General features: G+C 49.8%; 16 protein-coding genes. 9 read left to right on the top strand and 7 right to left on the bottom strand.

Features of this window, described 5'->3' with window-relative positions; all coding sequences use genetic code 11:
* Positions 1 to 185: 185 nt before the first annotated feature.
* Positions 186 to 368 carry a hypothetical protein gene (locus tag VV869_RS20910; protein WP_337736874.1) on the bottom strand — a complete coding sequence of 61 codons (183 nt, stop codon included), beginning with the start codon at positions 366 to 368 and terminating at the stop codon, positions 186 to 188.
* A gap of 195 nt (positions 369 to 563) precedes the next feature.
* On the bottom strand, positions 564 to 2,759 hold the full coding sequence (locus tag VV869_RS20905) for a glycosyl hydrolase family 18 protein (protein ID WP_337736873.1): 2,196 nt from the start codon (positions 2,757 to 2,759) through the stop codon (positions 564 to 566).
* Between the two features lie 484 nt (positions 2,760 to 3,243).
* Between VV869_RS20905 and VV869_RS20900 the strand changes: the two genes are divergently transcribed.
* Together VV869_RS20900 and VV869_RS20895 are read left to right on the top strand one after the other, a co-directional pair.
* Positions 3,244 to 4,143 carry a chemotaxis protein gene (locus VV869_RS20900; protein ID WP_337736872.1) on the top strand — a complete coding sequence of 300 codons (900 nt, stop codon included), beginning with the start codon at positions 3,244 to 3,246 and terminating at the stop codon, positions 4,141 to 4,143.
* 239 nt (positions 4,144 to 4,382) lie between these two features.
* Positions 4,383 to 4,676: a hypothetical protein gene (locus VV869_RS20895; protein WP_337736871.1), complete on the top strand. Its 294-nt coding sequence runs from the start codon at positions 4,383 to 4,385 to the stop codon at positions 4,674 to 4,676.
* Between the two features lie 77 nt (positions 4,677 to 4,753).
* Here VV869_RS20895 and VV869_RS20890 read toward each other — a convergent pair whose 3' ends face one another.
* Positions 4,754 to 7,177, bottom strand: coding sequence for a response regulator (locus VV869_RS20890; protein ID WP_337736870.1), 2,424 nt, complete (start codon positions 7,175 to 7,177; stop codon positions 4,754 to 4,756).
* Positions 7,178 to 7,256: 79 nt separating this feature from the next.
* Here VV869_RS20890 and VV869_RS20885 point away from each other — a divergent pair, with 79 nt between their 5' ends.
* The gene (locus VV869_RS20885; RefSeq protein ID WP_337736869.1) at positions 7,257 to 8,015 is read left to right on the top strand and encodes a substrate-binding periplasmic protein; all 759 of its coding nucleotides are present in this window, start codon (positions 7,257 to 7,259) and stop codon (positions 8,013 to 8,015) included.
* A 91-nt stretch (positions 8,016 to 8,106) separates the two neighbouring features.
* Here VV869_RS20885 and ribA read toward each other — a convergent pair whose 3' ends face one another.
* Positions 8,107 to 9,159, bottom strand: coding sequence for a GTP cyclohydrolase II (ribA, locus tag VV869_RS20880; RefSeq protein WP_337736868.1), 1,053 nt, complete (start codon positions 9,157 to 9,159; stop codon positions 8,107 to 8,109).
* Between the two features lie 281 nt (positions 9,160 to 9,440).
* Between ribA and yjjG the strand changes: the two genes are divergently transcribed.
* Both yjjG and brnQ read left to right on the top strand, forming a co-directional pair.
* The gene (yjjG, locus tag VV869_RS20875; protein ID WP_337736867.1) at positions 9,441 to 10,115 is read left to right on the top strand and encodes a pyrimidine 5'-nucleotidase; all 675 of its coding nucleotides are present in this window, start codon (positions 9,441 to 9,443) and stop codon (positions 10,113 to 10,115) included.
* Between the two features lie 417 nt (positions 10,116 to 10,532).
* Positions 10,533 to 11,846, top strand: coding sequence for a branched-chain amino acid transport system II carrier protein (brnQ, locus tag VV869_RS20870; protein WP_337736866.1), 1,314 nt, complete (start codon positions 10,533 to 10,535; stop codon positions 11,844 to 11,846).
* 90 nt (positions 11,847 to 11,936) lie between these two features.
* Here the strand turns inward: brnQ and VV869_RS20865 are convergent, their stop codons facing one another.
* The 3 genes from VV869_RS20865 to hdfR form a co-directional block, all read right to left on the bottom strand.
* A complete protein-coding gene (locus VV869_RS20865; RefSeq protein ID WP_261604361.1) occupies positions 11,937 to 12,119 on the bottom strand; it encodes an ATPase in 183 nt (60 codons plus the stop codon).
* 176 nt (positions 12,120 to 12,295) lie between these two features.
* Positions 12,296 to 12,469 carry a hypothetical protein gene (locus VV869_RS20860; RefSeq protein WP_337736865.1) on the bottom strand — a complete coding sequence of 58 codons (174 nt, stop codon included), beginning with the start codon at positions 12,467 to 12,469 and terminating at the stop codon, positions 12,296 to 12,298.
* A 301-nt stretch (positions 12,470 to 12,770) separates the two neighbouring features.
* Positions 12,771 to 13,631, bottom strand: coding sequence for an HTH-type transcriptional regulator HdfR (gene hdfR / locus VV869_RS20855; RefSeq protein ID WP_337736864.1), 861 nt, complete (start codon positions 13,629 to 13,631; stop codon positions 12,771 to 12,773).
* Positions 13,632 to 13,795: 164 nt separating this feature from the next.
* Here hdfR and maoP point away from each other — a divergent pair, with 164 nt between their 5' ends.
* The 4 genes from maoP to VV869_RS20835 all read left to right on the top strand — a co-directional run bounded on the left by maoP (position 13,796) and on the right by VV869_RS20835 (position 17,871).
* On the top strand, positions 13,796 to 14,149 hold the full coding sequence (gene maoP / locus VV869_RS20850; RefSeq protein WP_337736863.1) for a DUF413 domain-containing protein: 354 nt from the start codon (positions 13,796 to 13,798) through the stop codon (positions 14,147 to 14,149).
* Between the two features lie 142 nt (positions 14,150 to 14,291).
* Entirely contained in the window at positions 14,292 to 15,320 is a 1,029-nt protein-coding gene (gene gshB / locus VV869_RS20845; protein ID WP_337736862.1) for a glutathione synthase, read from the top strand.
* On the top strand, positions 15,304 to 17,298 hold the full coding sequence (locus VV869_RS20840) for a flavohemoglobin expression-modulating QEGLA motif protein (protein WP_337736861.1): 1,995 nt from the start codon (positions 15,304 to 15,306) through the stop codon (positions 17,296 to 17,298). Before gshB ends, VV869_RS20840 begins: the two co-directional genes overlap by 17 nt.
* 183 nt (positions 17,299 to 17,481) lie before the next feature.
* Complete coding sequence (locus tag VV869_RS20835; RefSeq protein WP_337736860.1) at positions 17,482 to 17,871, top strand: hypothetical protein; 390 nt, start codon at positions 17,482 to 17,484, stop codon at positions 17,869 to 17,871.
* Positions 17,872 to 17,925 lie beyond the last annotated feature (54 nt).

Raw genomic sequence — 17,925 nt, 5'->3', positions numbered from 1 at the left:
GGGGTGCGTAACGCCATCATGTCAGACCCCACTTAAAAATAAAGTCTTGATTCAGCAGACATGACGGGGGTCACATTCGGCGTGTTCGAATGGATAAAAATTCATCAACCAAAGACCAACGCGATGTGTGTCCTGTAACGACAAAAGCCGGCATTTCGCCAGCTTTTGCTCAACTCCAGCCCTTCCTACTTATCAGACGGATATTCACCTTGTTTACGCCGACGTTCTCGACCCGACGCCTGCCAATGCTCATTGGGGTCATAGCTTTCATCGCAAATGTCCAAGGTGAACCCCATATCGACAATTTCTTTCAATGTCAGATTATCAGCAAGTTTGGCAATCTCTCCAGACTTGTTACGTAGCTCCATAACCGCCCACCTTCATCAATAGCCAAGCATCCCAGACTCATGACCGTCCCTGTTGAGCCGAACCAACCATCCCTTGTCAACTTAACTATAGTGCCGCCACGGGTATTTGTCCTCGCGGTGTAGCCCAAAACAAACAGCCCTGCAACATGCAGGGCTGTAGTTATCGACTCATAATAAGTCTCGGTTTAGTGCCGGTCAGATTTGTTGCCAAACGTCGCTGGTTCCGGGCTGTTCTCCTCTAGTCCACCACTTCGCTTTATATTTCATACCGTTATAGACCACAACATCGCCCCCAACATAAACCTGGTTCGCATCCCAAACAGGCAACGCATCTGCCGTGACGGTGACAACGACTGTCGCGCTGGCGGTTGCCTGCCCGTCAGAGACGGTGATAACCAGATCGACGTTGGTATCGGCAGTGACGGCAGGCGCTGTGAACGTAATGTCGGCGCCCGTCGCGGTCGCACCAACCGTCCCGCTGGAAGCGGTATAAGTCAGCGCATCACCATTCGCATCATCAGCCGTCACTGAAATCACGACCTGCTGGCCACTGGCTACTGTAGCTGTTGCCGGTGCAGAAAGAACAGGCGCTGTATTTCCGACATCGCCGGAGCCTTTCACATTGACCACAACATCTTTGACCACTTGTTTACGCCCGTCGCTCACTGTCACGGTCACAACCGCCTGCAAGTCGGTTGCAGTATTCGGTGCCTGATAGGTCACCGTCGCCGTACCATCACCATTTTCAACGACCGTTGCATTGGCTGCCGTGAACATCAGCGGGTCTGCATCTGCATCCGTTGCGGAGACAACAAAGCTAATGACCTGGCCGGCGTTGGCATTTTGTGCCGCCGGTACCGTCAGGACCGGCGCAGCATTCGGCACCGTCCCGGCACTAAAGACCCGATCAATGGCTTCCGCCAGTGGTGAACTTAACTGGGTACATTCTTTGAGTCGAGGCCCACGATTAATGAAGGTTCCTTTACACTCAATATCACCATGGGCCTGCCAGACAATCACCCCGCCCAGTTGGTTATCTACAATGTACTGAGCCTTTTTCTCAATGGCCTGAACATCATCGTAACTGAGGAAGTATTTGCCTTTCACAGCATAAGGCACCTGGGCATTCGCATCCCATTTATGCTCCCATCCCGGCTGCTTCATAATGTAGTTATAGTTCGGCTGACCTTCGAACAGCTTCCAGTTGTCCAAATCCGCCGCAGACAACGTCGGGCCATCAACACTGAAGTTCACGGTCCGTTTGTCTGTCGGCGCTCCAACGTAAGACACCGGCTCTGTGGTTTGAACACCACGACCATAAAATGCTGCGCCGAAGTTAATCTTATTAGCCGGAACGCCTTTTGCTGCCATCCAGTTGCGCAGGTAATCCAGGTTGAACTCGGCAAACTCTTCTTCCGGATAACCATACAATGGCGAGTTATGCCCGGCGACATTTGACCAACCGCCATTGAGGTCGTAGGTCATCATGTTGAAGTAGTCCATTGAGGCAACAAGACGCTGCCAGTTATACCCTTCAAGTTTCGCCGGCGCGGCCGAGAAAGCAGCAGTCAGCAGTTTGTTCGGTCCAATCCGCCCACGAATATCTTCCATTAACTGCTCAAAATCAGCAAAGTCTGTCGGATTGCCAGGGAAGTTCATCCCCCCGCTCCCCGGAAACTCCCAGTCAATGTCGATCCCGTCAAACCCCAGTGCCATCAGCTTATCGATATCGGCCAGGAAACGTGCCTTCTTCACCGGATCGGCAGCCATCTCCGGGAAGTGTTTCGACATACTCCACCCCCCGAGCGAGGCCATGACCTTTACTCCTTTCTGATGGGCCAAGTCAATCAGCCCCGGAGCACCACCGGCTTTCTTCAGCGGGATCGGAAACTGACCGGTGATCCCGGTTGGTTCATGCAGCCACCCCCCGCCGTGAGGAACAAAGCCCTGATCGCGCACTTTTTTCAGCTGTTCGGCATTCCAGGGCTCATCAACCGGGTATTGGTGAATATACTCCAGCTCTCCCCAAAGAATGTGGAAATCCCAGCTGGAATAAACATCCGGGTGCAACAATGGTCCAGGCTCTTGCTGGACATCAGGCTGATAGATATTTTTATTGCGTAAATCCCCGCTGTGCAACGAGCCATCCTTTGCCACACCGAAGAACGAGAAGTTAAGGATCGAGTAAATATCCATATCAATGTTTAAGTGCGTGGCTTCCCCTTTCACACTAAAACCTTCATTCGGGCCTTTCCACGCTTCCCACTGAGTCAAATACCCAATCACTTGCTTATCGTGTGCCGGTGCCGCATGCGCCGTTCCGGCGACGCCGGCCATCAGCATTGCAGCAACAACGCCAGCAACTTTACTTCGGTTAAATCCCTTGTTCATGTTTCACTCCACGTTATTGTTATTCACTTAATCCGGTTTATGCCGATCAACTCGGTCCGGGTGATATCCGCCGCAGCTACCACAAACATTGCAAGCACACACCGATAGCTTTCTCATCGGGGATGTATTCAGTCATAGCGCAGTTTTTTTTCTTTGCGAAAAGGATTGATTTTTTTCAAGGTCACCTCAATAAAATCGGCGATGAACGTGCAAGATTTCGCAGCAGTTATAGATTTATCTTCCAACCATTTGGTTTTTTGTGGATGAATAGCAATATACCTATCAGGCATATTTTGATAGGAAAAATAATAAGTGCTACATCAAAGCCAGTATGGAGACTTCCAGACCGCCGGGGAAAAGAGTCACAACGCAGAGAAAGGAATTCATTGTCGTATCAATCACATCAATTCCTATTTCATTCAGAACACGTTACTATAATGGGTGTGTCCAACGTCATTGCTCTCGTGCAAACAGGGATTGAATCATGATTAAAAATGCGACAAATCAATCTCAGGGAATGCTGCTTTTTCACCTGACACAGCGACAGTCTTTTGCCATTGGGACGCTCAAGGTCAAAGAGATTGTTCCTTATTCCCAGCTCACTGCCATTCCCCACTCTCATCCGACGATTTTGGGCGCCGCAACCTTGCGGGGCGATACGCTACCGGTCATCGATATGGCCAAAGCTGTCGGCTATCCGCCGCTAAGCAAAGATGAACTGAAAACCTGTTACATCATCGTCACCGACTGTCGGCGGATGTTGGTGGGATTTCTGGTCCGGGGGATCGACAAAATTACTGCCTGTAACTGGCATGATATTGAAGCCCCGCCCACTACGCTTGGGAATAACGTGTTCGTCACCGGGGTGATGAAAGTTGAACATAAACTGGTCCAACTGCTGGATGTCGAACTGATACTTTCAAAGGTCTTCCCGGATAAGCCAGACAACCTGCATCCTGTGCTCACTGATGTTCAGCGGGAAGTCTTACGGCCGCTGAAGATTTTACTGGTCGACGACTCCGCCGTTGCTCGCCGCCAGTTATCCCAGGCTCTCGACAGCATCAGTATTCCTTATTTTATTGCATCTAACGGTCGGGATGCACTCAACATGATGCGCCATGCCGCCAGCAGCGGTAGCCCGTTTGATATTCTGGTCAGTGATATTGAAATGCCGGGTTTAGACGGATATGAGCTGGCTTTCGAGGTCCAAAACAGTCATGAGCTGAACCACGCTTACGTGATTCTGCATACCTCCTTATCCAGTGAGATCAGCGTCTCGCAGGCCCACCAAGTCGGTGCGCATGAGGCACTGACCAAGTTTGAAGCCAATGAACTGATCCACGCCATGCTCCGTGGAGCAGAAAAGAGCCGTGTCGTCGCTTAATCCAAACCTTTCGTCAGGGACCCCGGCGGGTCCCTTTTATGATGCCCGGTTCCAGAATCTCAATACCAGGTTCAGGGTCCGAAGTTCCAGCCCAATCTCGCCTTACTGACAGAGCAGCACACCAAAAGTTTCACGCCGAACCGGGTTACAGACAGGTTTGACGCAATACTGACAATAAAAAAGTTCTAATCAGGCAAATTAATACCAATGCCACTCGCTAGCCCGATAAGAGAACGATCATGATAAAGCGCGCCCTATTTTCCCTCATCCTGCTCGGTATGGCCGCCCAAACCCACGCGACCCCGGAGCTCCTGGTTCCTTCGGAAATCCAATGTGGCCCATTTCAATACATCGAAACCATTGAAGTGCATGGCGATATTGAGGACAGTGTCCTACGGCTAATCCACGCGACCCTCGAAAATAAAGATTCAGATTTCTACGTCATTCAACATATCTCTGAAGATACCCGGGACGATACCCTGACCGTGGTGATCAATCTGTATAACCAGGGTGAGAGTTACAATCTTTCGTAGAGCGACACAGCGCCCAACTCCAAACGTTGTCACGGACGCAAACTCGACTGACAACAATCGCGGATCTACGCACATGACTAACGTCGGTTCGGCGGCAAGTATTTCTCCAGCACCTGAGCCAGTCTTTGCTGGCTCACGGGCTTCGAGACAAAATCATCCATCCCGGCTGCCAGACATTTCTCCCGCTCTTCCTTCACAACATTCGCCGTCAGGGCGATGATCGGTACATGCTCGCCTTCAGCCTCAATCGCCCGAATGGCTTCTGTGGCACCAAAACCATCCATGACCGGCATCTGACAGTCCATGAAGATCAAATCAAACTTGTGCTGCTGAAACTTCTCAACCGCTTGTTGTCCGTTATCAGCAAGTTCAACCGCAACGCCGAGTTTCTCGAGCATTTTTTGCGCGACTTTCTGGTTCACCATCGTATCCTCCACCACCAGCACGGTCATGCGGGGACTGGACGAAACCGGTTTGTCTTGTTTAGTCAGGTCAACAGGACTATTTCGGCGATCCTCGGCCCGCCAACCAGAACCGGCCGATGGGACCGGCAAAGACGATAAGTAGGCTTCGGGCATAGTCAGCTTCGGCTCAATACCCTGCGTCACAGTCGCAACCACTGGTAGATCCTGTACCGCTTCGACGTGAATCGCTTGTCGTTGAACTACCTGCTGAACCGCCCATTTTAAATTGCTTTCTTTGTACGGCCGAGCCAGATAAGAGTAGATGCCCGCTTGTTTCGCCCGGACCTCATCACCGACTTCAGGACCTGCGGAAATCATCATCATTCTCGGACATTGCCCGCCAAACTGAACCCTGAGTTGTTTGGCTAGCTCAAATCCATTCATATCCGGCATGACTTTATCAATAAAGACCAAATCAAACGGTTCATGGTTACGAATGGCGGTTAAAACATAATCGGCAGCCTGCGATGCATGTTCACAGCAGGTTGATTTAGCACCAAAATTTTTCAACTGTGCCGAAGTAATCCGCATATTCAGCATGCTGTCATCCACCAGCAACACAGACAACTCCGACAGCGCCTTCTGATCCCCTTCTGATGGTGTTAACAATTCATTTTTTTGCAACGTGATCTCGAAAGAAAACGTACTCCCTTTACCCGGAGTACTCTCCAATACCAACTCTCCACCCATCAGGCGAACTATTTCCCGGCAAATCGCCAAGCCCAATCCGGTTCCGCCATACTTGCGGGTGGTAGTGCCATCTGCCTGCTGAAACTTCTCAAAAATGGCACTGTGCATCTCCAACGGGATCCCAATGCCGCTGTCAGCCACAGAAAAACGCACCGTTGCACTCTGAGGGGATTCCTCAACCCGCTCAACTCTCAGGTGAACATAACCCCGCTCAGTAAACTTGATAGCATTACTAATCAGGTTATTCAGCACCTGTCGAAGTTTGGTTGCATCCCCCAGTAACATCGGCGTGATTTGCCGATCAATGTTACATTGAAATGACAACTGCTTCTCCGCCGCACGTAACAGGAAGACAGACTCCACTTCCTGGTTCAGCTCGAACAAATTGAGCGAGCTATGTTCAAGCTCCAGCCGCCCGGCTTCAATTTTGGAAAAGTCCAGAATATCGTTGATCAAATCCAGTAGCGACAACGAAGAGGTATTGAGCATGTTGACAAATTCTTTCTGCTCTTCCGGCATCTCCATCTCTTTCATCAATCCCGAAAGACCGATGATGCCATTCATCGGTGTGCGAATTTCATGACTCATATTGGCCAGAAATTCACTCTTCTTTCGGTTTGCTTCCTCGGCATAGGCTCTTGCATCTTCCAACTGGCTGTAATGCTGGCGGATTTGATGAATCGATTGATTATAGCTTCGAGTAAGGATGGAGATTTCATCCTGAAAAAATCGTTTCGGCAGGTGAATCGTGCGCGGGACTTTATCTTCACCCAGATCCCGCACGGTTCGCGACATCAGGGTCAGTGGGTAGACGACCAGGTGATACATGATCAGAATTATGACCACGGCGATCACAAACGTTTCGACCGCCTGGCTCATCAGCAAGAAAATAAATTTATCTATCAGCCCCTGATATACTTGGTAGAGATCCGATTGAACTGTTAATGTCGCCAGTTGAAAAGGCTGTTCACCCAGATAATGCTCCATATTCCAGCTTTTTTGATGGACATACTTTGGCAAAATGGATCCCAGACGAATAATCACGCCATCACTATCTTTAATTTCCAGATAATGAATACCGGGCAGATGCATAATCCCTTCCGCTTGCGTCGTCAGTTGCTCGCGATCTTCCACCCATAAGCTGGAAACCAGGCTGGATAAATAGCTCTCTTCAATTTGAACGAATCGCTCATCGATTCGTGCCAGTTCCTGTTTATAATCTAGATAAAGGTTCAGAAATGTTGATAACAAGGTAAATAAGGTGCTGATCAGCAAAACTGATATCAGCAACTGCTTTTCGATGCCTAACTTCCGTTTTGGTATTTGATCCCAGTTTGCTTTATTCATCCGTAAACTCGCATCTTATCTTTCTTCTACTAACATAATAGTAGCTTCTTCAATCAGATAGTTAATGTAAGGACACATTATGAAGAAAATATCTTCTGCTTTGTCGGTGCTTGCACTCACCGCAGTCAGTTTCAGCACGCAGGCCGAATCGATTAACTACTATGTCATTGCCAAGCAAGCGACGCCCTTTCAGATAACAGGCGAGAATAATCAGCAAAGCGGTATTGTGACTGACATCGTCAAAGCCGTGTTCGAAAACAGCCCCTATCAGATTAACTATCACACCTACCCGTTTAACCGAATGATCTCATTGCTGGAAGCTGGCGGTGAACCCAACTGGATTACCTACGGCAGTCCGAATTGGGGAAAAGTCCAGTCTGAGAATTTGTCCGAGATCCCGATATATACCGTCAAGCATGTGCTCGTCAGCACGCGTGAAAGCAATCTTCAGTTTCATTCAATTCAGGATATGCATAAGAAAATCATTGTACTGTTACACGGTTTTGACTATCCACAGCTCCTGCCTTACTTTGAAAAGGGAGAGATTGAAGAGCTCAGGGTAAAAGATTATCAGGCGGCATTTCGGATCATTCATAAATTTCCTGAATTTGCCGCATTTGTCGAAATGGAATCGAGAGTGAAGTATAACCTGGCGAAATTAAACCAAGAACAAGGTGATTTTCGAATTCAACCGTTTCGTTCCGTGATTCCGGATTATCCGATCTATCTTGCGTTTGATCCACAGATGAATCCAAACACACAAGCCTTTATCAATCGCCGGTTAAAAACACTCAAGGAAAATGGTCGAATTGATGAAATCATTCAGCGTTATTTCTAATGTTCTGACATTTATCACTAATTATCATTGATTACTAACCAATAAATGATGCCCATCAAACGAGCCTGGTTCATCTGATGGGCAATCGATGTTATTTAATAAACACAGAGTCAAACATATGGCCTAATTTGGCCGCTTTGGTTCTGAGGTAATTCTCGTTGTGTGGATTGTTCCCTTCCTGAAGTGGCACCCTGGCTTCAATCTGAATGCCGGCATTCTCAAGCGCTTTCACTTTACGTGGATTGTTTGTCATCAACCGCACAGACTGAATATTCAAAAAACTCAGCATACCACGACAAAATGAGTAATCCCGCATATCGGCTGCAAAGCCCAGTCGTTCATTGGCCTCGACGGTATCGGCACCCTCATCTTGCAAATGATACGCCCGGATCTTATTGATCAACCCAATGCCACGCCCTTCTTGCCGCAGGTAAAACAGCACACCGCTACCAGCATTGACGATATTCTCCATCGCCCGGGCTAACTGAAAGCCGCAATCACATCGGGCACTGAACAAGGCATCGCCGGTCAAACATTCAGAATGAAGACGGATCAACGGAGGCTGATCTTCATTCAAATCACCGTAAACCAAGGCCAGATGCTCTTTTCCTGTAGCCTGCTCGATGAAACCGTACATCTGAAAGATGCCCCACTTCGTCGGCAGTTTTGCACTATCAACAAAATAAACGAGATTATAAGGTTCCTGATTCGCAAAATAATCGCGAACTTCCATCAGAATCTTGCCCAGTTCATTGCGACCGGTTCCATCACCGCCATCCCCCCAGAAATCATCTTTGTGAGAATGTTCTCTCAACACTTTATCACCGGTGCTGACCAGTAAATGTGCGAGCCGGGGGTTCTGCCTGAATTTTTCGAACACAATAAAACGCATGACCGCCGTGCGTACTTCCATCCAGTCATCTTTGACTTGCTCGCTGTATTCACGGCTCAGCCGGAATGCCTCGTCCGGTGTCTCGGCTTCACGAATTTGGCTTTGAATATCAGAGTCTACAAACTTCTGGGCCTGATAATAATGCTCGCTGGTTGGCCAAACGATCCCGCTGAGATTGATCGGACTCGAAGCAAAATTTGAAAGAAATCCATGGCTATCACCCGGCTCGTAAAACTGTATTTCCTCAATCATTCATTTCACTCCCTGGCATAAAAATAAAGGTGGACTCGAAAGAAATTCAGCGCCTCCCTGTCTCATTCCCTTTACCTCTCAGTATAGTTAACCGAGCAAAAGCACAACTAAATTTTTCCTACCGGTTTAATTAATTGTCCTGTACTTTTTTGCGACATTCGCTTCAATGATCCTCATCCCCAGACAAGACTGGCATTCTGATCCCGACGAACCTAAAATGCCTGCCAGGTGTTGCACTTTGCACACCCTGTTAAAGCAGTCATGTCTATGGACCAAGCACAATGAAATATCAATGGATTCTATTTGACGCAGACGAAACCCTGTTTCACTTTGACGCCTTCGAAGGGCTACGTCTGATGTTCTCTCGCTATGGGATTGACTTTACCCACCAGGATTTCGCGACTTACCAGGAAGTGAACAAACCGCTTTGGGTCAATTATCAGGACGGCGTGATTAATGCCCAGGAACTACAGCATATCCGGTTCCAGACCTGGGCCGATAAACTCAATATCACCACGAAAACGATGAACACGGCCTTCCTTGAGGCCATGGCGGACATTTGTACGCCGCTCCCGGGCGCACGAGAGTTATTGGATAACCTGAAAGCACACTGCCGCCTCGGGATCATCACCAATGGGTTTACCGATTTGCAACAAGTCCGCTTAGAACGCAATGGGTTACAGGATCACTTTTCTGCCCTGATCATCTCAGAGCAAGTCGGCGCAGCAAAACCAGACCGCCGAATCTTTGAACATGCCTTCTCAGAAATGGGCCACCCAAATAAAGCACAGATACTGATGGTCGGTGACAATCCGCATTCGGATATTCTTGGTGGACTCAATGCCGGGATTGATACCTGTTGGCTGAACCCGCAGGGCCACTCTGCCCCGGAAGGCATTCAGCCGCATTACCAGGTTTCCAGCCTGAACGAGCTTAACACCCTGCTATTCGCGTAACATTTCGCCGTTTGGTTTCTCTGTCTGGCACCGCAGCGGAGGCAGAGAAACCTGCAGCAATCGAACTTAATTTATTTAATATCAAACATTTACATGCGTAAACTCTCATCACTGCACCGCTCTTCTGCCGATTAAATTCCAAGACAACATAAAATAGGGCTTTACAGCCCAGCAAGCAGACATTAAGTTAGGATCCAACCTATTTAACCCAGTGTGTGATGTATGCAAACTTTTACTGCAAACAATTTGTCTGCTGACCGGCCTCTCAATGCCGGGCATTCGCACGCACTGGTCTCTGTCGTCGTCGTCATTCACTGACGCTGACGATGTGTGTTTTCGTCAGCCTGGCTGGCGGAAATGAGCATCCCTCTCTTTTCAACCCAACCATGCTGACCCTTCGGACTCAAGGTGGTTTCATTGAAAAAGAGAGATATCACAGCCATTGGCTTTACAACCTTCGCTCTGTTCCTGGGAGCAGGTAATCTAATTTTCCCGCCGATGATGGCCCAAAATGCCGGTGAGCAATGGCTGCTTGCGATGGCCGGGTTTCTGATATCAGCCGTCGGGCTTCCCGCGTTGACCATTGTGGTGTTGGGACGTTTATCTGCGGCCGACAAATTAACCCATGCCTTACCGAATTGGCTTGGTAAAACTTTTTGGCTGGCTGTCTTTTTCACACTGGGACCGGCATTTGTCCTGCCCCGCGCCGTGAATGTCGCTTACGAAATGGGCATCAAGCCTTTTACATCTGCAGATCTGTTGTTGCCATTCTCAATCCTGTTTTGCACCCTGAGCCTGCTCCTGGCAATCAGACCCGGGAAAATCGTGGATATTATCGGGAAGTTTATGACACCGGGTCTAATCATCATGCTCAGTGCCCTGGTTGTCGCTGCGCTCTTCGATCCCCAGGGGACCACCACCTCAGCCCGGGAAGGCTATCAGGATACGCCGCTGACCCAGGGCCTGCTCGAAGGTTATATGACCTTGGATGCAATTGCAGCCGTCGCTTTTGGCTGGGTGATCATTCAGGCGATCAAAGCCAAGGGCGTGCATGCCCCGGCTAAGATTCGTCGATACAGTTACGTGATTGCCGGCATTTATATCCTGCTGATGTCCGGATGTTACCTGGCAATGGGATATCTCGGGGCCACCTCATCCGCGATTGCAGCCAATGCAACCAACGGCGGCATGATACTCACCAGTTATGCAGCCGCAGTACTGGGGCCGCTGGGTCAGAGTTTACTCGCCATTATTACCCTGACAGCCTGCCTGACCACCATGGTTGGCCTGACCAACGCCAATGCTGAATACTTCCGGCAAACGTACCATTTCCAATTCAGCCAGGTTGCCATCGGCGTCACGCTCCTGACAGCAATCGTCTCCAACGTCGGGTTGGAGCAGTTGATCACATTCAGCTTGCCACTGATCCTGACTTTGTGCCCGATTGCTATCTCCCTGATCCTGGCTGCCTGCTTTCCGTCAACCAATACCGCAGCCCTGAAATATCTGGTGTTTACAGCGACCCTCTTCGGCGGCCTGGACACCCTGTCTGTGCTGGCGATGATGCCGGAAACCTGCGATTTGTGGTTGCAGCAATGGTTGCCCCTCTATACCCAGCACCTGAGCTGGCTCCTGCCGAGTTTATCGGTGCTGGGGGCACTCGCTTTGCGTCGCAAATATGCTTTGAGCCACAAACGCGCTTTGCCTCAAGAAGCCAGTGTTAACTCATAATGATGAGCCCCGATCAAAAACGGCACCCTGAGGGTGCCGTTTTTGATTCAATTGCTACGGGAAGTGCGAAAGCGCTCACCAGTCAATAAATTAATCTGCTTGTCCCGGTGTTCGCTGACCGGTCATATAGGCTTCCAGAATTTCCGGCGTCAGCTCACCGGCTGCTTCGAGCCGCTTCAGCTCTTCAACAATTCTTTTTTGCTCATCCAACGCTGGGATCGGCAGTTCAGGTTCTTTCTCAATATCTTCAGGCAGGCTCAGATTTTCAAGCATGGTTCAAACTCTTGCAGATGTTAAACTGACGGCAGTATACCGGAATGCTTCCGAAAAAGGTTGATCCGAACGACTTCACCTATGAAAAAGGCTGAAAATAAAACACCGGAGCCATGGGCTCCGGTGACATCATTCGGGCGTAATTGCGTCCAGTCTGTTTTGTTCTGTGAATAACGTCACTGGTAGTCCCAGTCTCGACTCTCCTCAAAATCCTGGTATTCGTCACGCTGACGTGCAATACGACGCTTCTTCTTCTTTGATGGCTGACTGAATTCAAACAATTCTTCTTCATCATCAAAACTTTTTTTGAATTTAGATCCTTTACTGAACTTTTGATCTAACTTTGCCATACTCGTTTCCTGACATAGCTCAAGAGTACAAAACTGCTACAGATTGGTTAAACACTCGTAATGCAATCAGTGAGGAACCCGATTTCATTACGAATAGGTACAGAATAATAATATTCAATTATGACAAAAATGCTAATACTTGCTGATTCGGCAAGGAAAAACTACGACTTAACATCCTGTCACATACGGTGAACGCATTGTCGACTGAGGCGTCCCCGCCTCAGCGCGGAGAGTACGCAATCCGACCCAGTCAAGTACAACAATTTATTTTTCTTGTCATGTGAAATTTTTTTTATCGAATTTAGACACTTTCACTCACCTGATTAAATGGAACGGAAAGCATTGATTCGATCAGATCTGCTTTATCGCTGTCTTCCCGCCAAACCAGATACAGAGACTGCTCCATCACCGGTGCACCCGGTACCGCAAACAATGCTCCTTCTTCGACGCTGTGCGCAACAACCGGGGCCGGCAAATAACCAACAGCGCGATTCTTCAGCAAATACTCCAAAGCCATCTTACTCGAGTGGGTATGCATGATCGGTGTTTTCTGCAGTTCCAGCACCCGACTATGCTCTACCGAAAATCGCGTACTCCAATCGAGATACACTAATGGATAAGCCTTAATATTATCCATCGCACAATGTGGATCCCGGCTTACCAGTTGCAACTGGAAATCTCTGACCTTACTCACTTGCAAGTTTTCGATTCGCGGCGGCTCACTGGTAATCGACACATCAATACTACGATCGAGCAAGCGTCTGGCCATACTCTGACGCGACACCGATTCAAGCCGCAATGCCAATCCTTCAACGGTTCCGTATATCCGATTGATCCAGTCCGAGATCCCATCGAACTCCCAGAACACCGGGGAAGCGCCCAGGGTCACCTGACTATTTAAGCTATCGGACAAGGCCACATCCTGGCGTGCCCGACCCCAGGTCTGCAAAATCGCTTCGGCATAAGGCTGAAGTCGCTCCCCCGCAGCGGTCAGATGAACATTCCCCCGCTGACGGGAGAACAGCTCGTTGCCCAGCTGGGATTCCAGCTGGCGGATACGGAAACTCACTGCGGACTGAGTGAGGAATAAGTTATCCGCAGCGCGGCCAAAATGACGGGTCTTGGTCACTTCAAGAAAGGTTCTAAGTAGTTCTGTATCCACGGTATTCTCAGCTTACATGGCGTTAAATCTTTAACGTGTGATAGTACACGTCAGCTCCCCTTATTATTAATCGAAATTTATTATCGTCACAAATAAAAAAATTTGTTTTACAACACCAGTCGGCTGAAAGAATATCACCGAAAATCTCATCAGGAAGCATTGACATGAGAAGTGAAGGCAAATTTTACGACGATAAAAATTTCCCACGCGGCTTTAACCGTTCTGGCGTTTTTACAATCAGTGAAGCGACGCTTTTAGAAAATTACGGCCGAACCATGGCCGGCCTGGCAAGTGGTGCCATGGCGCCAATCTCTGATTCTGAATCGCAGTTTCTTGCCGAGATTCGCGGTGAAACAGAAGCCAACTCCAATTTTGCGAAGTGTTGGCTTAAATATGTTTATAAAACAACTAATAAAGTAAAAAGCTACACCCTTTGCGCATCACAGCGTAAATCGGCCAATGGTTACGACGATGATACTGACAGTGATGCAGGCGGCGACGACGATTTAGATTATTAATCCCTTCGCCCTGAGCGCCCAGCTGGCAGTTAGTCCTAACCGCCCGAATTAACTTCTGACGATTGAGCCATCCACTGCTGTGCGATGGCTCTGTTTTCTTTTTGTGCCTGTCGACAACGACAAATGAATTGGTAACACCCTAATGAAAATATGCTTTGTTATGTACCCATGGGAAAGAGTTGAGCCGGAAACGGATTCAACGTTGCGTCTGATCCATGAAGCAGCCACCCGCGGACATACCGTTGCCATTACGACACCCAACAACCTGACCATGCGTCACAGTACTGCAATTGCATTCTGCAAAGTACTGAAAAAAGGTGAAGTGTCTAACAATATTCCGAGCTTCTATCGTAAAGCTGAATTTCGGAAGGCACAGCTGCCGCTGGCTGGTTTCGACATTATTTTCATGCGCGCCAACCCACCGCTGGACACCATGGCCCTGAACTTCCTCGATTCCGTTCGTGACCACACCTTCATCATGAACGACATCGACGGTTTACGCGTGGCCAACAACAAGCTCTACACCACCTCACTGCCGGATCCGAGCAATGAGTTTATACCGGTGACTCATGTATCGAAAAATCGTGAGTATCTGGAGCGTGTACTGGCAGAAAACACCAATGATCGGATGATTTTGAAGCCGCTGAACGGTTATGGCGGTAAAGGGGTCATTCTCGTCGAGAAAAGTGCCAAATCCAGCGTTAAATCGCTGCTCGATTTCTACATTGGTGACGACAAGAACTACGTCATTCTGCAGGACTACATCGAAGGTGCCGAAGAGGGCGACGTACGAATCATGATGCTGAACGGGGAGCCGATTGGTGCCATGCGCCGCGTGCCAGCCCAGGGCGACGTGCGCTCCAACATTCATGCCGGCGGCAAGGAAGTGAAGCATACCCTGACAAAGCAGGAACTCCGTCTGTGTAAGCACATCGGGCCGAAACTGGTGCGCGACGGGCTGTACTTTGTCGGCCTGGATGTGATCAACGGCAAGCTCGTTGAAGTCAACGTGCAAAGCCCGGGCGGTATCACCCGGATTAACCGTCTCAACCGTACCAAATTACAACGTGATGTCTTGGATTTTGCCGAGAGTGTGGTACTCGCAAAAGAAGTCAGCATCGCCCGCAAGAACGAGTATCGCCAGGTGATTGCTGATGCTGCAACTTACTGAAGCTGAGGTTCTCGACCGGATTCGTCAGGGGGTACCGTTCGAAGCTCAGCTCAACGACGGCAGCCTGACCATCCGGATCAGCGAATATCAACCCTATATTGCGACGGCCATTCACCATGGCCAACGCTTGCGGGGTGACTTAGTTCCGAATTGTACACTGACCGAAGCTGAGCGTTATTACGAGGAAGATCCGTATACCGGTGATTTTGTCTCGTCGCTGCCGATCGTGCTGCAAGGAGAAGACTCCCGTTACGAGTATGATCTGAACCGGCCACCGGAGCAGTGTATCTATGACCAAGCCTGGGGCCGCCAGGTTTGGCATACACCGCTGACCGAAGAAGAGCGCGCCGTCTCTGTTGCCAAGCACGATCGCTACTACCGGATCCTGAGCTGCCTGATCGATATGCTCGAGAGCCGCTTTGGCCTCTGCCTGTTGTACGACTTGCACTCTTACAATTATCAGCGGATCGAAAGTGCGACCGAGAAGACCGCGCCGGTCTTCAATCTGGGCACCAAACAGGTAAACACCCGGAAATGGCAAAAAGAGATCAAGTCGCTGCTGAGCCTGCTGAACGAGGTTGAACTGCCGAACATTGATGTCGACGCGAAAGCCAACGACGTCTTTAAGGGCATGGGGTATCAGGCCACATTTGTGGCAAAGTACTTTACCCGGACCTTGATCATGCCGATCGAGATCAAAAAAGTTTATATGGACGAAACCCGCGGGGAAAGTTACCCGCTGGTGATCGAAAAGCTGAAAGAAGCGTTGAAAACCGTGCTTACCGAGCACGCCGCAACGACCATTACCCGCCGTACCCAGGCCAAGCGCCTGACCAGTAGCCATATTTTGGCTTCCAAACTGCCGCGGGAAGTGATCAAGCTGGACCGCCAGCTGTACGCACTGGCGAAGGGGATCAACACACTCAGCTACATCAACCCGACGAATCTAAAGCAGGAGAAACGGCGTTTCCTGCACCGGCCGTTCGACTACCAGCCGCAGTTTACTTATCGGCAGCTGGATATCGACCCGTATAAATTCCGAGAAGCTTTGTATCGCCTGCCCGTCGAAGAAATCCGGGATGCTGATATCCAGAAAATGTACCGGAAAGTCATCGATCAGTTGGCAGTGCGGATCGACCTGCTAACCAGTATTGGCCATGATGAGTTTTTGTATAACTCGCTGCGCTATTACGGTCGTCCGGATGATCTGGATATCGCCAATGCCCGGTTTATTCTCCATGCCGAAGCGCAACGGGAACCTGAACCGTCGGTGATCAGTGCGCAGGAAGCCATTACAGCTTTTCGTCAGGCTGCCGATGAGTACGGCATTTCCTGTAAAGTCGTGGGATCCCGGAAGCTCATTGCCCGGGCGATGGTCAGCGGACAGACAATCAAGGTGAATCTCAACAGCAAATTCTCACCTTCAGATCTGAACGCCCTGATCCACCACGAACTGGGAGTACACCTGGTCACGAGTGTGAATGCTGACCGCCAACCGCTCAAGGTGCTGAAACTGGGACTGCCGGGCAATACGCATACACAAGAAGGCCTGGCCATTTTGTGTGAGCACCTGTCTGGGAGCTTCCCGTTACATCGCCTGAAAACGCTGGCGCTGCGCGTGATTGCCGTTGATAAACTGGTGCGGGGCGATAATTTCAGTGACACCTACCACCAGATCAAGCATGACTATCAGCTGGGTCAGGATGAGGCCTTTACGATCACCGCACGGGCCTTCCGTGGGGGCGGTTTCACCAAGGACTATCTCTACCTCAAGGGGCTCCGGGATGCACTGACCTGTTATCAGGCCGGTGATCTCAGTGCCTTACTGGTGGGTAAAACCGGTTTTGACTTCAAACCGCTGCTGGATGAACTGATCACCCGGGAGATCCTGAACCCGCCGAGCTTTATGCCCAAAGCGTTAACACAACCGGCACAAAGCGATTCCATCATCGACTTTATGCTGCACTGCATTAAGTAACCCCAGCCAAGTGATTCGTGGTGCCTTTACGGCACCACGATTTTATCTGAACGACCCTCTCCAACCTCTGGCACAGCAACGCCCCTTGCAGCCAGCCCGGAAAACAACGACAATCCTGCCGAATGAAACGAATATCCACCGCCGCGGTCTATACACAGCGTTCGGTCAACCGCAGGAGTTTTGATGAAGCAACCACTGACAAGATATCGCAGTGCCCAATGGGCGCTGGTCCTGGTCATGCTGGTCATTTTCCTCTGCTCCAGTCAGCGCGCCGGACTACTGATGGCTTGCCCCTTGAAGGCGGTCGCAGCTGAACACACAACAGACAGCCACTCATCCCAGAAGCTGCCGCACCATGATGGGCAATCCTCCGATGTCCTGCATTCTTGCGATCTGACCGATCACTTATTGCAGATCCACCAGCAATCACTGGGCCATGCCCTGATATATACAATTACCCTGCTGCTTCTGCTCCCGCTGTTCATCGGCAGCCCCTTCCGGGTGCCCCTGCTCACCGAACCCATCCCGCCCCGACGACGGCGCCATCTGATCTTGTGTGTCTTCCGGGAATGACCTCACGCGTTGTTTCGCCGCTTGACGGCATACGTTGAAATCATTTTCTGGAGA

It is taken from the genome of Photobacterium sp. MCCC 1A19761 (genome assembly GCF_037389125.1).
Taxonomy (GTDB): domain Bacteria; phylum Pseudomonadota; class Gammaproteobacteria; order Enterobacterales; family Vibrionaceae; genus Photobacterium.
The sequence above is the reverse complement of the archived record's forward strand: the minus strand, read 5'-3'. Positions and strand labels throughout refer to the sequence as shown.